16 protein-coding genes are annotated in these 12,718 nt (G+C 73.2%); 9 read left to right on the top strand and 7 right to left on the bottom strand.

Translation table 11 applies throughout. The features are described from left to right. Window positions 1-23 precede the first annotated feature (23 nt). The 3 genes from glgC to AC1RNL_RS05195 are packed head-to-tail and all read left to right on the top strand — an operon-like array spanning window position 24 to window position 2,643. Window positions 24-1,262, top strand: coding sequence for a glucose-1-phosphate adenylyltransferase (gene glgC / locus AC1RNL_RS05205; RefSeq protein ID WP_246990975.1), 1,239 nt, complete (start codon window positions 24-26; stop codon window positions 1,260-1,262). Continuing rightward, window positions 1,259-1,903: a phosphoserine phosphatase SerB gene (serB, locus tag AC1RNL_RS05200; protein WP_492934623.1), complete on the top strand. Its 645-nt coding sequence runs from the start codon at window positions 1,259-1,261 to the stop codon at window positions 1,901-1,903. The genes glgC and serB overlap by 4 nt, the downstream gene beginning before the upstream one ends. 8 nt (window positions 1,904-1,911) lie before the next feature. Beyond that, a complete protein-coding gene (locus tag AC1RNL_RS05195; RefSeq protein ID WP_492934622.1) occupies window positions 1,912-2,643 on the top strand; it encodes a metallophosphoesterase family protein in 732 nt (243 codons plus the stop codon). A gap of 94 nt (window positions 2,644-2,737) precedes the next feature. Here the strand turns inward: AC1RNL_RS05195 and AC1RNL_RS05190 are convergent, their stop codons facing one another. Both AC1RNL_RS05190 and fabG read right to left on the bottom strand, forming a co-directional pair. After that, window positions 2,738-3,130: an SRPBCC family protein gene (locus tag AC1RNL_RS05190; RefSeq protein WP_205649664.1), complete on the bottom strand. Its 393-nt coding sequence runs from the start codon at window positions 3,128-3,130 to the stop codon at window positions 2,738-2,740. 25 nt (window positions 3,131-3,155) lie between these two features. Next, window positions 3,156-3,863, bottom strand: a complete 708-nt coding sequence (gene fabG, locus AC1RNL_RS05185; protein ID WP_492934621.1) for a 3-oxoacyl-ACP reductase FabG — start codon at window positions 3,861-3,863, stop codon at window positions 3,156-3,158. Between the two features lie 60 nt (window positions 3,864-3,923). Here fabG and AC1RNL_RS05180 point away from each other — a divergent pair, with 60 nt between their 5' ends. Genes AC1RNL_RS05180 through AC1RNL_RS05170 form a run of 3 tightly spaced genes read left to right on the top strand, consistent with a single transcriptional unit; the run spans window position 3,924 to window position 5,280 of the window. Continuing rightward, window positions 3,924-4,250 carry a DUF3099 domain-containing protein gene (locus AC1RNL_RS05180; RefSeq protein ID WP_492934620.1) on the top strand — a complete coding sequence of 109 codons (327 nt, stop codon included), beginning with the start codon at window positions 3,924-3,926 and terminating at the stop codon, window positions 4,248-4,250. Next, on the top strand, window positions 4,247-4,483 hold the full coding sequence (locus AC1RNL_RS05175) for a hypothetical protein (protein WP_492934619.1): 237 nt from the start codon (window positions 4,247-4,249) through the stop codon (window positions 4,481-4,483). Before AC1RNL_RS05180 ends, AC1RNL_RS05175 begins: the two co-directional genes overlap by 4 nt. After that, entirely contained in the window at window positions 4,483-5,280 is a 798-nt protein-coding gene (locus AC1RNL_RS05170; RefSeq protein WP_492934618.1) for an SURF1 family cytochrome oxidase biogenesis protein, read from the top strand. The genes AC1RNL_RS05175 and AC1RNL_RS05170 overlap by 1 nt, the downstream gene beginning before the upstream one ends. A 10-nt stretch (window positions 5,281-5,290) precedes the next feature. On the opposite strand, the gene AC1RNL_RS05165 is transcribed toward AC1RNL_RS05170, so the two are convergent. The 3 genes from AC1RNL_RS05165 to AC1RNL_RS05155 all read right to left on the bottom strand — a co-directional run bounded on the left by AC1RNL_RS05165 (window position 5,291) and on the right by AC1RNL_RS05155 (window position 8,415). Then, window positions 5,291-5,974, bottom strand: coding sequence for a trimeric intracellular cation channel family protein (locus AC1RNL_RS05165; protein WP_492934617.1), 684 nt, complete (start codon window positions 5,972-5,974; stop codon window positions 5,291-5,293). 2 nt (window positions 5,975-5,976) lie between these two features. Further along, window positions 5,977-7,587, bottom strand: coding sequence for an ABC-F family ATP-binding cassette domain-containing protein (locus AC1RNL_RS05160; RefSeq protein ID WP_281440005.1), 1,611 nt, complete (start codon window positions 7,585-7,587; stop codon window positions 5,977-5,979). Window positions 7,588-7,659: 72 nt separating this feature from the next. After that, window positions 7,660-8,415 (bottom strand): isocitrate lyase/PEP mutase family protein, encoded by a 756-nt coding sequence (locus AC1RNL_RS05155; protein WP_364193868.1) that lies wholly within the window; start codon window positions 8,413-8,415, stop codon window positions 7,660-7,662. 65 nt (window positions 8,416-8,480) lie between these two features. On the opposite strand from AC1RNL_RS05155, the gene AC1RNL_RS05150 reads away from it, so the two are divergent. The 3 genes from AC1RNL_RS05150 (at window position 8,481) to AC1RNL_RS05140 (ending at window position 11,413) form a co-directional block, all read left to right on the top strand. Continuing rightward, window positions 8,481-9,098, top strand: coding sequence for a biotin transporter BioY (locus AC1RNL_RS05150; RefSeq protein ID WP_128189696.1), 618 nt, complete (start codon window positions 8,481-8,483; stop codon window positions 9,096-9,098). Between the two features lie 114 nt (window positions 9,099-9,212). Beyond that, entirely contained in the window at window positions 9,213-11,021 is a 1,809-nt protein-coding gene (locus tag AC1RNL_RS05145) for a DEAD/DEAH box helicase (protein WP_128189695.1), read from the top strand. A gap of 38 nt (window positions 11,022-11,059) precedes the next feature. Then, on the top strand, window positions 11,060-11,413 hold the full coding sequence (locus AC1RNL_RS05140; RefSeq protein ID WP_128189694.1) for a tryptophan synthase subunit alpha: 354 nt from the start codon (window positions 11,060-11,062) through the stop codon (window positions 11,411-11,413). A 190-nt stretch (window positions 11,414-11,603) separates the two neighbouring features. On the opposite strand, the gene AC1RNL_RS05135 is transcribed toward AC1RNL_RS05140, so the two are convergent. Together AC1RNL_RS05135 and sufC are read right to left on the bottom strand one after the other, a co-directional pair. Continuing rightward, window positions 11,604-11,936 carry a metal-sulfur cluster assembly factor gene (locus AC1RNL_RS05135; RefSeq protein ID WP_128189693.1) on the bottom strand — a complete coding sequence of 111 codons (333 nt, stop codon included), beginning with the start codon at window positions 11,934-11,936 and terminating at the stop codon, window positions 11,604-11,606. Beyond that, the gene (gene sufC / locus AC1RNL_RS05130) at window positions 11,936-12,694 is read right to left on the bottom strand and encodes a Fe-S cluster assembly ATPase SufC (protein ID WP_128189692.1); all 759 of its coding nucleotides are present in this window, start codon (window positions 12,692-12,694) and stop codon (window positions 11,936-11,938) included. Before sufC ends, AC1RNL_RS05135 begins: the two co-directional genes overlap by 1 nt. Window positions 12,695-12,718: the final 24 nt, after the last annotated feature.

The following is a 12,718-nucleotide window of genomic DNA, read 5'->3' as shown; positions in this document are numbered from 1 at the left end:
GGGCGGGCGCATAGGGTGACGACATGGACAAGAAGGTCTTCGGGATCGTGCTCGCCGGCGGCGAAGGGAAGCGGCTGATGCCGCTGACGGCGGACCGCGCCAAGCCCGCCGTCCCGTTCGGCGGCGCGTACCGCCTGATCGACTTCGCGATCTCGAACCTCATCAACTCGAGCCTGCGGCAGATCGTCGTGCTGACGCAGTACAAGTCGCACTCGCTCGACCGCCACGTATCACAGGTGTGGCGCATGTCGTCGATGCTGAACTCCTACGTCACCTCGGTGCCCGCCCAGCAGCGCACCGGCAAGCACTGGTTCGCCGGCTCCGCCGACGCGATCTTCCAGTCGCTCAACCTCATCGCCGACGAGAAGCCTGACATCGTCGTCGTGGTCGGCGCCGATCACGTCTACCGCATGGACTTCCGCGACATGATCGACGCGCACATCGCCTCCGGCGCGCGCGCCACCGTCGCCGGCATCCGCCAGCCGCTCGAGCTCGCCAACCAGTTCGGCGTCATCGAGGAGGACGCCGACCGGCCCGGCATCATCCGCGCCTTCCACGAGAAGCCCGCCGACGCATCCGGCCTCGTCGTCGCCCCCGGCGAGGTGCTCGCCTCGATGGGCAACTACGTCTTCGACGCCGACGCCCTCGTCGAGGCCGTCACGGCCGACAACGAGCTCGAGGGCTCGAACCACGACATGGGCGGCGACATCGTGCCCTGGTTCGTCGAGCGCGGCGAGGCCGCCATGTACGACCTGAAGAACAACACCGTGCCGGGCGCGACCGAGCGCGACAAGTACTACTGGCGCGACGTCGGCACGATCGAGTCGTTCTTCGACGCGCACATGGACCTCATCTCGGCGCTGCCGATCTTCAACCTCTACAACCGCGAGTGGCCCATCTACACGCAGACGGTCAACGCGCCGCCGGCGAAGTTCACGCGGGATGCGTGGGGTCGCGCCGCCGACGTCAACGAGGCGATCGTCGGTGCGGGATCCGTCGTGCAGGGCGCGTCGATCGTGCGCAGCGTCGTCTCCCCCTGGTGCGTCGTCGACGCCGGCGCGACCGTCTCCGACGCGATCCTGTTCGACCAGGTGCGCGTGGGCGCCGGCGCCGTCGTGCGCCGCGCGATCATCGACAAGGAGGTCGAGATCGGCCCGGGCGTGCAGGTGGGCGTCGACCACGACGCAGACCGCGCCCGCGGCTTCTCGGTCTCCGCCTCCGGCATCGTCACGGTGCCCAAGGGCCAGAAGATCCATCAGTGACCGGGGCGCAGCTGCTCGTCGTCACCGATGTCGATTCGACCCTCATCCGCGATGAGGTGATCGAGCTGCTCGCGCGCGCCGTCGGACCGGCCGCCGAGCGCCACGTCGCCGAGGTCACCGAGCGCGCGATGCTCGGCGAGCTCGACTTCGCCGCCTCGCTCGCCGAGCGCCTCAGCATCCTCCGCGGCCTGCCCGCGTCGGTCGTCGACGAGGCGCGCGCCCAGGTCACCGTCACCGACGGCGTGCCCGAGCTCATCGCCGCCGTCCACGAGCGCGGCGGCATCGTCGCGGCGGTCTCGGGCGGCTTCCACGAGGTGCTCGACCCGATCGCCGCCGACCTGGGCATCGACCACGCGCGCGCCAACCGGCTCGAGGTGCGCGACGGGCTCCTGACCGGCCGCTCGAGCGGCCCCGTCATCGACGGCGCCGCCAAGCGCGACACGCTCGAGTCGCTGCGCCTCAACTACGGCGTGCCGCGCGAGCGCACGATGGCCGTCGGCGACGGCGCGAACGACCTGCTGATGATGGGTGCCGCGGGCGTCTCGGTCGCCTTCTGCGCGAAGCCCGCCGTGCGCGCGCAGGCCTCGGCGATCGTCGAGGAGCCCGACTTCCGCCTGCTCATCCCGCTGCTCCCCGCTTGAGGCGCACCGTGCCCGGCCAGCGCATCGCGATCGTCTCGGACATGCACGGCAACCTCGGCGCCTTCGAGGCGGTGCTCGCCGACGCCCGCGGGCGGGGCGCGGATGCGGTGTGGTGCGGCGGCGACCTCGTCGGCAAGGGCCCGCGCGGCCGCGCCGTCGTCGAGCTGGCACGCGAGGCGTGCGACGTCGTCGTGCGCGGCAACTGGGACGACGCGGTCGCCGACCCCTCGGCCGCGCCGTGGTCGGCGCCCGAGTGGTACCGCGACGAGGTGGGGCCCGAGGGCGTCGCGTGGCTCGGCGCCCTGCCGTTCCACCACGACGCGCAGCTCGCCGGGCACCGCGTGCGGCTCTTCCACGCGTCGTCGACGTCGGTGCACCACCGGGTGCGCTGGGGCGCCGACGACGCGACCTTCGACGCGATGTTCCGTGCGACGGATGCGACGGGCCCGGTCGGCGACGCCGACGTCGTCGTGTACGGCGACCTGCACGACCAGTGGCTCGACATCCGCCGCGGCCGGCGGCTGCTCAACACCGGCAGCGCCGGCAACGCGCTCGACGGCGACCCGACCGCCGCCTACGTGCTCCTCGACGACGACGGGCCCGGCCGGCTGTCCGTGCGCTTCGTCCGCGTGCCCTACGACGTCGACGCCGAGATCGACGTGGCGCGCGACATGCGCAGCCCGTTCCTCGAGCACTGGATCGAGGAGCTCCGCATCGGGCAGTACCAGCGCCGGATCTGACGCTCCGCCACGAGGCGAGGACTCCCCCCGCTCCCGGTCCTGGATCGAGGAGCCATCGTCCTCGATGCGCAACGGATCCTCGATCCGTGCGGCGTCAGTCCTCGAGCAGCGCCCGCAGCCGCTCGAGGTCGGCGGCCACGGCCCGCGCGTCCGCCTCGAACGCATCCGCCGACATGCCGGGCAGCCGGCGCAGGGTGAAGACCACCTCGGCGCCGAGCGGATGCGCGAGCACGCGGAGCGGGTTGTGCACCACCGCGCCGCCCGGCAGGGTCACGTCGTGGTCGAGCACGCCGAGGTCGTTCGGCGGCGCGAAGCGCACCCGCACCTCGCCCATCGGCGAGTCGACGACGAGCGCGTCGCCCTCGCGGCGGAGGGCGCCGGAGGCGAGGCCCGCCGCCCACTGCGGCAGCCGCTCCGGGTCGCCCGCGACCGCGGCGACCTCGCGCCGGTCGCGCCGGATCACGACGGAGAGGTGCCGGCTCTCCATCGCCCGGCCGCTGTCCATCGCGGCGTCAGTGCCCCATGCCGAGGCCGCCGTCGACGGGGATGACCGCGCCCGAGATGTAGGCGGCCTCGTCGCCCGCGAGCCACCGCACCACGCCGGCGACCTCGGCGGCGCTGCCGTACCGGCCGGCCGGGATCGCCTTCCGGTACTCGGCCTGCGTCTGCTCGTCGAGCTCGGCGGTCATGTCGGTCTCGATGAACCCGGGTGCGACGACGTTCGCCGTGATGCCGCGGGCGCCCAGCTCGCGCGTGATCGACCGCGCGATGCCGACGAGGCCGGCCTTCGACGCGGCGTAGTTGACCTGTCCGGGGCCGCCGTAGAGCCCGACGACGCTCGAGATCAGCACGATGCGGCCCCACTTCGCGCGCAGCATGCCCTTCGAGGCGCGCTGCACGACGCGGAACGCGCCGCCCAGGTTGGTGTCGACGACGTCGGTGAAGTCCTGCTCGCTCATCCGCATGAGCAGCGTGTCGCGGGTGATGCCGGCGTTCGCGACCACGACCTCGACGGGGCCGAGCTCGGCCTCGACGTGCGTGAACGCCGCGTCGATCGAGGCGGCGTCGGTCACGTCGGCAGCGACCGCCAGCGCCCCCTCGGGACCGGAGCCGTCGCGCGAGGTGATCGCGACGCGGTGCCCGGCGTCGAGGAAGGACTGGGCGATGGCGCGGCCGATGCCGCGGTTGCCGCCGGTGACGAGCACGGTGCGAGAGGTCATGCGAGCCAGCCTACGTCGCAGGGCGTGCGCATAGCGGCCGCGCGTAGACTGCCCAGAGCCATGCGAGCTCGATCCGCGTCGACCACCGACCTCCCGATCTCCCCTGACGAGGATCGTCAGAGGCGCTTCCGCACGTACCTGATCCTCATGCTCGTGCGGGTCGCGTGCCTCGGCATCTTCTTCGTGGTGCCCGACTGGTGGAAGCTCGTCCCCGCGTTCTTCGCCGTGTTCATCCCCTACTTCGCCGTCGTCATCGCCAACCAGGTCGGCAGCACCGGGCCCGAGGTCGGCCGCGTCGCGCCGAACGCGCTGCCCGCGGGTCCGTCCGGCGGCTCCCCGACCGGCAGCACCGGCGCACCCGGCCCGTCCCCGGACGAGCGCCCGTGAGCCTGCTGTCGATGCTCGGCGGCGGCACGGCGACGCCGTGCTCTGCGGCCGGCTGCGCCGCCGAGGCGGTGCACGCGGTGCACTGGCGCAACCCCCGCATCCACCCCGTCGACCGCGTGAAGACCTGGGCGGCGTGCGACGAGCACCGCGCGCAGCTCGAGGCCTGGCTCGCGTCGCGCGGCTTCCCGGTCGCGGTGACGCCCTTCGGCGAGAGCGTGGAGCGGGTCGCCTGATGCTCCGCCTGCTCCGCCAGCCGCGCTGGCTCGGCTACCTCGCGCTGGCGACCGCCTTCGCCATCGCGTGCAGCGCCTTCGGCGTCTGGCAGTGGAACCGCCGCGAGGAGGCGCTCGCCGCGATCGAGCGGCTCGAGTCGAACTACGACCGGCAGCCCGTGCCGGTGGCGGATGCGCTCCCCCAGCCGGGCGCGTTCGACCCCGACCGGCAGTGGACGCCGGTGCTGCTCGAGGGCGAGTACCTCACGGAGGAGCAGCTCCTGCTGCGCGGCCGCTGGCGCGGCGGCCAGGTGGGCTTCGACGTCATCGCGCCGTTCCGCACCGCCGACGGCACCGTCTTCGTCGTCGACCGCGGCTGGATCGACCAGGCCGAGGGAGCCGAGGAGCCCGTCACCGCGCCGGCGACGCCCGAGGGCCCGACGACGGTCGTGGCGCGGCTGCGCCCCAACGAGGGCGACATCGCGGGCCGCGGCGCGCCCGAGGGGCAGATCGCGTCGGTCAACCTGCCGGCCATCGCCGAGGGCCTCGGCGCGCCGACCTACACCGGGGCGTACGGCCTGCTCGTGAGCGAGGCCGGCGCCGCGCCCGGCGACGTCGCGATCGCCGCGCGGCCCGTGCTCGACGAGGGCCCGCACCTGTCGTACACGCTGCAGTGGTTCGTCTTCGCGCTCGGCGGCTACGCGGCCGTCGCGTGGGGCCTGCGCGAGGAGCTGCGCGGCGGCGCGGCGACGCCCCGGCCCGAGCGCGTGCGGCGCACGGACGCCGACGTCGAGGACGACATCCTCGACCGCGGCTAGCGAGCCGTCGCTAGCGGGCGCCGGCGTCCGGGTCGTCGCGCCGCACGACCGGGATCGCCTCGGTGCGCAGCGCCGGCACCCGCCAGTGCAGCAGCTCGCTCGCGATGCGCAGCCCGCACACGAGCAGCGCGAGCAGGCCCAGCACGAGCCAGTTGCCGACGCCGAGCTCGACCGCGGCCGCCGCGGCGCTCGAGCCGACGAGCGCGGGCAGGAGGTAGAGCCGCGACTCGCGGCGGAACACGGCCGGGATCTCGTTCGCGAGGGCGTCGCGCAGGATGCCGCCGCCGATGCCGGTGAGCATGCCGACGAACGCCGCCCCCACCGGTCCGACGCCGAAGTCGATCGCCTTCCTCGCGCCCTCGACGGCGAAGATGCCGAGCCCGATCGCGTCGAACACCAGCACCGGGCGGTCGAGGCGCTCGATCCACCGGTGGAGGACGAAGACCACGAGCGCGCCCGCGAGGGCGACCGCGAGCATCCACCAGTCCACGAGCGCCGCGACCGGCGTCGCGCCGATGAGCAGGTCGCGGATCATGCCGCCGCCGGTCGCGGTGACGACCGCGAGGCCCGCCATGCCGACGACGTCCATGCGCTTCTGCACGGCGAGCAGCGCACCCGAGATGGCGAACGCCAGGATGCCGACCGCCGAGAAGCCGTCGCGCAGGACGGCGAGCCAGCCGGTCGGCTCCTCCACCGCTACGCCAGCCCGATGAGGTCGAGGTACTCCGGGCTCCAGAGGTCCTCCGTGCCGTCGGGCATGATGAGCACCCGCTCCGGGTCGAGCGCCTCGACGGCGCCCTCGTCGTGGCTGACGAGGATGACCGCGCCCTCGTAGGCGCCGAGCGCGCCGAGGATCTCCTCGCGGCTCGCAGGGTCGAGGTTGTTCGTCGGCTCGTCGAGCAGCAGCAGGTTGGCGCTCGAGACGACGAGCATCGCGAGCGACAGGCGCGTCTTCTCGCCGCCGGAGAGCACGCGCGCGGGCTTGTCGGCGTCGTCGCCCGTGAAGAGGAACGAGCCGAGCACGCGCCGCGCCTCGGTCGAGGTGATGTCGGGCGATGCCGAGAGCATGTTCGCGAGCACCGAGCGCTCGACGTCGAGCGTCTCGTGCTCCTGCGCGTAGTAGCCGACGCGCAGACCGTGGCCGCGCTCGATCTCGCCCGTGTCGCTCTCGGAGACGCCGGCGAGGATGCGCAGCAGCGTCGTCTTGCCGGCGCCGTTGAGGCCCAGGATGACGACGCGCGAGCCGCGGTCCACCGCGAGGTCGACGGCCGTGAAGATCTCGAGCGACCCGTACGACTTCGACAGGTCGCGCGCCATGATGGGCGTCTTCCCGACCGGCGCCGGCTTCGGGAAGCGCAGCTTGGCCACGCGGTCGACGGCACGGACGTCCTCGAGCCCGGAGCGCATCCGCTCGGCCCGCTTCGCCATCTGCTTCGACGCGACGGCCTTCGTGGCCTTCGCGCCCATCTTCGCCGCCTGCAGCTCGAGCTGGCTCGCCTGCTTCTCGACGTTCGCGCGCTCGCGCTTGCGGCGCTCGGCGTCGGCCTCGCGCTGGCGCAGGTACAGCTTCCACGACATGTTGTAGATGTCGATCACCTGGCGGTTGGCGTCGAGGTAGAAGACGCGGTTCACGGTCTCCTCGACGAGCTGCACGTCGTGGCTGATGATGAGCAGCCCGCCCTGGTAGCCCTTCAGGAACTCGCGCAGCCACACGACCGAGTCGGCGTCGAGGTGGTTGGTGGGCTCGTCGAGCAGCATCGTGTCGGCGCCCGAGAAGAGGATGCGCGCGAGCTCGATGCGGCGGCGCTGGCCGCCCGAGAGCGTCTCGAGCGGCTGGTCGAGGATGCGGTCGGGCAGCTGCAGGTTCGAGGCGATCGCGGCACCCTCGGCCTCGGCGGCGTAGCCGCCGAGGGCGAGGAAGCGGTCCTCGAGGCGGCTGTAGCGGCGCATCGCGTCGTCGGCGACGCTGCCGCCCTCCCCCATCTGCTCGGTCGCCAGGCGCATGCCCTCGACGAGCTCGCCGAGCCCGCGGGCGTCGAGGATGCGGCGGCGGGCCGTCTGCTTCGGGTCGCCCGAGCGCGGGTCCTGCGGCAGGTAGCCGATCTCGCCCGAGCGCTCGACGGTGCCGGAGAACGTGTGGCCGTCGCGGTCGTCGCTGATGCCGGCGAGCACCTTCGTCATGGTGGTCTTGCCGGCGCCGTTGCGCCCCACGAGCCCGATCTTGTCGCCCGCGGAGATGCGGAACGAGACGTCGGTCATCAGGGTGCGCGGGCCCACGGAGAGCTCGAATTCGCGCACGTCGATCATGTCGGTCCTGTCGGGGTGGGGGTCGCGGGCGGCACGCCCAGCCCTCCATGCTACCCGCCGAGCGGCCCGGCGTCAGCGCCAGCGGTGCAGGAGCGAGCCGATCTCGTCGGTGAGCGCCGCCTGCAGCCGGGGCCCGAAGGTCACGCGCCGCACGCCCGCCGCGCGGGTCGACGCGAGGTCGCCGAACACCGAGCCGTCGATCGGATGCGCGGTGACGTTCACGGGCAGGGTCACGCACTCGAGGATGCTCGTGACGGCCTCCGGGCTCGGCGGCTTCACGGGGTAGAGCGAGCGCGCGCCCGCCTGCTCGGCGAGCAGGCAGCGCTCGATCGCCTGCTCGAGCGGGTCGGCGCCGTGCAGCTCCGGACGGGCGAACGCGTCGGTGCGCGCGTTGATCACCACGTCGACGCCGGCGGCGTCAGCGGCGGCGCGCAGGCCTGCGACGTAGTCGGCGTGCTCCTGCGGCTCGCGCATCCGGTCCTCGCCGTGCACGGTGTCCTCCACGTTGAGGCCGACGGCGCCCGCCTCGAGCAGGCGGTCGATCAGCTCGGCGGGCGGCGCCCCGTAGCCCGACTCGAGGTCGGCGCTGACGGGCACGTCGACGGCGGCGGCGATGCGCGCAACGGACTCGAGCGCCTCGGTGAGCGACATCCCCTCGCCGTCCGCCTGCCCGCGCGACTCGGCGACGGGATGGCTGCCGATCGACAGCGCGGCGAAGCCGGCGTCGACGACGGCGCGCGCCGACCACGCGTCCCAGACGGTGGGGAGCACGACGAGCTCGTCGTGCATCGACAGCAGCGTGGAGGCCTTGCGTGCGAGATCGCTCATGCGGCGATGCTAGGCGGGCCGCCTGGGATGCCGCCCAGGCATCCGCGTCGTCCTAGGCTGTCGCCATGACTGCAGCCCCCGCCCTCTCGCGCCGCACCGTGCTCGCCGACGCCCTCGTCGGGCAGCGCACCCTGGTCAAGGACCTGCTCCTCGTCGTCGCCGGCATCGCCGTCGTCGCCGCGCTCGCGCAGGTCGAGATCCCGATGTGGCCCGTGCCGATCACCGGCCAGACGCTCGGCGTCATGCTCGTCGCCGCGTCGCTCGGCTTCCGCCGCGGCGTCGCCGCGCTCGCCGGCTACCTGGGCCTCGGCCTCGCCGGCGCCCCCGTCTTCGCCGGCTTCACCGGCAGCATCGCCGCCGTCGGCACGCCGAGCTTCGGCTACATCATCGGCTTCGTCGCGACCGCCGCGGTCGTCGGCTGGCTCGCCGAGCGGCGCTGGGACCGCCGCCCGCTGCTCGCCATCGCGCTCTTCGGCCTCGCGAGCCTCATCCCGTTCGTGTTCGGCATCCCCTACATGGCCGCCGTGCTCGCCGCGCTCGGCACGCCCGTCGACCTGCCGACGGCGCTCGCCTTCGGGTTCACGCCGTTCATCGTCGGCGGCATCGTCAAGTGGGCGATCGCCGCGGCGGCGATGCCCGCCGCGTGGGCCGGCGTCCGCGCCCTCGACCGCGCGGCCGACTGACCGCATCCGCTCCCCGGACGACGGAGGGTCCGCACCGCGACGGTGCGGACCCTCCGTCGTCGGAACGCCGGCCGGCGGCGGCGGATGGGGCGCGCAGCGCGTAGCGTTGCAGTCATGACCGACGCGCAGCCCACTCCCGAGCCCGACACCGACGGCGAGCGCACCACGTTCGCGAGCCTCGGACTGCCGGCAGACATCCTCCGAGCGCTCGACGACGTCGGCTACGAGACGCCCTCGGCGATCCAGGCCGAGACGATCCCGCTGCTGCTCGGCGGTCGTGACCTCATCGGCCTCGCGTCGACCGGCACGGGCAAGACCGCGGCGTTCGCGCTGCCGGTGCTCGCGGCCATCGACGTCGAGCGGCGCAGCCCCCAGGCGCTCGTGCTGACGCCCACGCGCGAGCTCGCCGTGCAGGTCTGCGAGGCCTTCGAGCGCTACGCCGCGCACCTCGGCGGCGTGCACGTGCTGCCGATCTACGGCGGGCAGGGCTACGGCGTGCAGCTGTCGGCGCTCCGCCGCGGCGTCCACGTCGTCGTCGGCACGCCGGGCCGCATCATGGACCACCTCGCGAAGGGCACGCTCGACCTGTCGGGCCTCACCCACGTCGTGCTCGACGAGGCCGACGAGATGCTGCGGATGGGCTTCGCGGAGGACGTCGACCAGATCCTGCAGGCGACGCCCGCCGAGAAGCAGGTCGCGCTGTTCTCGGCGACGATGCCGCGGCAGATCCGCGCGATCTCGCAGCAGCACCTGCGCGAGCCCGCCGAGATCACCGTGCGCGGGAGCGCGGCGACGTCGCCGAGCATCACGCAGCGCGCGCTCATGGTCTCCTACCAGCAGAAGCTCGAGGCGCTCACGCGCGTGCTCGAGGTCGAGCCGTTCGAGGCGGCGATCGTCTTCACGCGCACCCGCAACGAGACCGAGACCGTGGCCGAGCGGCTGCGCGCCCGCGGCTACGCCGCCGCTGCGATCTCGGGCGACGTCGCCCAGCCGCAGCGCGAGAAGACCATCGAGCAGCTGCGCTCGGGCGACCTCGACGTGCTCGTCGCGACGGACGTCGCCGCGCGCGGGCTCGATGTCGAGCGCATCAGCCACGTCATCAACTACGACCTGCCGATCGACACCGAGTCGTACGTGCACCGGATCGGCCGCACCGGCCGCGCGGGCCGCACCGGCGACGCGATCAGCTTCGTGACCGCCCGTGAGCGGAGGATGCTGAGCGCGATCGAGAAGGCGACGCGCGGCACGGTCGCCGTCATGCCGATGCCGAGCGCCGGCGAGGTGAACGCGACGCGCCTGACGCGCTTCGACGACGCGATCACCGCCGCGCTCGCCGAGACCGATCGCATCGATCGCTTCCGCGAGATCGTCGCGCACTACGTCGAGCACCACGACGTGCCGCAGGAGGACGTCGCGGCGGCCCTCGCCGTCGTCGCGCAGGGCGACGCGCCGCTGCTGCTCGACGAGCAGGCGGACCGCGCGCTCCAGGCGTCGCGCGCCGACCGAGGCGAGCGGCCCGCGCGCGGCGACCGCCCGGAGCGCATGGGCGACGGCCAGGCCGGCGAGCGGCGCGCCCGCCGCGGCCCCTCCGACGCGACCACGTACCGCCTCGCCGTCGGCAGCCGCAAGGGCGTCGAGCCGCGCCAGATCGTCGGCGCGCTCGCCAACGAGGGCGGGCTCGGCCGCGACGACTTCGGCCGCATCCAGATCCGCTGGGACTTCACGCTCGTCGAGCTGCCCGAGCTCGACCGCTCGCAGCTCGAGCGGCTCTCGAAGACCCGCATCTCGGGCGTGCCCATCGACATCCGCGTCGACACGGGCGCGCGGGAGCAGCGCGGCGAGCGCCGCGGCCGCGACGACCGCGGCGGGCGCGACCGCGACGAGCGGCCCGCGCGCAAGCCGCGGCACGAGGGCCGGCCCTGACCGGGCGCGCCCGCGGGGCCTCCGCCTAGGCTGGATCGGTGACCCGGAAGCCAGCGCCCCACCCCTCGCCGCGCAGGCACGCGAGCCTCGAGGTGCTGCGCGCGGAGGCGCTCGACGAGCGCTCGGTGCTCGTCGAGGAGCGGCTGCGCGCGGGCGAGGACCCGTGGGAGTTCATGTCCGAGCTGCCGAGCGTCGACGAGATCGTGGTGCTGCTGCTGCGCTCCGAGCGCATCCTGCCGCCCGGCGCCGTGCGCCCCGACCACGACGTGAGCGACCAGGTGCTGCGCCGCATCGTGGAGGACTACCCGCCGCTCGCGCCGACCGTCTGGTCGATGCTGTCGGTCGTCGAGACCGAGCGCGCCTGGGCGCCGCGGGTGCGCCGGGCGGGCTGAGGCGTCGCCACATCCGCCCCTGCAGACCCCCCCGGGAACGCCGATTGGTCACGTTTCGTCGCGGGCACCGGCGTGCCGTGACGAAACGTGACCAATCAACAGAGGGCTTGTGAAACCGAGCTCGCTCGCTTGCGCTCGCGACGGCGTTGGGGCGGACGATCCACCGGATCGTCCGCGATCTGACCTCTGGTCAGATCGTGAACCCCAACGCCCGCATCATCTCGCGGCCGTCCTCGGTGATCCGCTCCGGACCCCACGGCGGCATCCACACCCAGTTGATGCGGAACCGCTCCACGACGCCGTCGAGCTTCTCGGCGATCTCGGTCTCGATCACGTCGGTCAGCGGGCAGCCGGCCGAGGTGAGCGTCATCGAGATCACGAGCGCGTCCTGCTCGTCGTCCCACGCGAGGTCGTAGACGAGGCCCAGGTCGACGATGTTGACGTCGAGCTCCGGGTCGACGACGTCCTTCAGGGCATCCGTGACCTGGTCGAACTTCGTGGCGTCGACCTCGACCAGCGCCATCAGACGCCGGCCTTCAGGTAGCGGTCGTAGCCCTCCTCCTCGAGCCGGTCGGCCAGCTCGTGGCCGCCCTGCTCGGCGATGCGGCCGTTCACGAACACGTGCACGTGGTCGGGCTTGATGTAGCGCAGGATGCGCGTGTAGTGCGTGATGAGGAGCACACCGAGGCCGGTCTCGGCCTTGATGCGGTTGACGCCCTCCGACACGATGCGCAGCGCGTCGACGTCGAGGCCGGAGTCGGTCTCGTCGAGCACGGCGAAGCGGGGGCGCAGGAGCTCCATCTGCAGGATCTCGTGGCGCTTCTTCTCGCCGCCCGAGAAGCCCTCGTTCACGTTGCGCTCGCCGAAGGAGGAGTCCATGCGCAGCGACTCCATCGCCTTCCGCACGTCGCCGATCCACTCGCGCACGCGCGGCGCCTCGCCCGACACGGCCGTCTTCGCCGTGCGGAGGAAGTTCGACACGGTCACGCCCGGGATCTCCACCGGGTACTGCATGGCGAGGAACAGGCCCGCGCGGGCGCGCTCGTCGACGCTCATCGCCAGCACATCCTCGCCGTCGAGCGTGATCGAGCCGCCGTCGACGGTGTAGCGGGGGTGACCGGCGATCGTGTACGCCAGGGTCGACTTGCCGGAGCCGTTCGGCCCCATCACCGCGTGGATCTCGTCGGAGCTGATCGACAGGTCGACGCCCCGCAGGATCTCCTTCTTGCCCTGCTCGGTCTCGATCGAGACCCGCAGGTCCTTGATGTCCAGCACGCTCATCGCGCTTCCTTCCTTCGCGGCGTC

It is taken from the genome of Agrococcus sp. GW821-FHT14H11, from assembly GCF_058803545.1.
The sequence above is the reverse complement of the archived record's forward strand: the minus strand, read 5'-3'. Positions and strand labels throughout refer to the sequence as shown.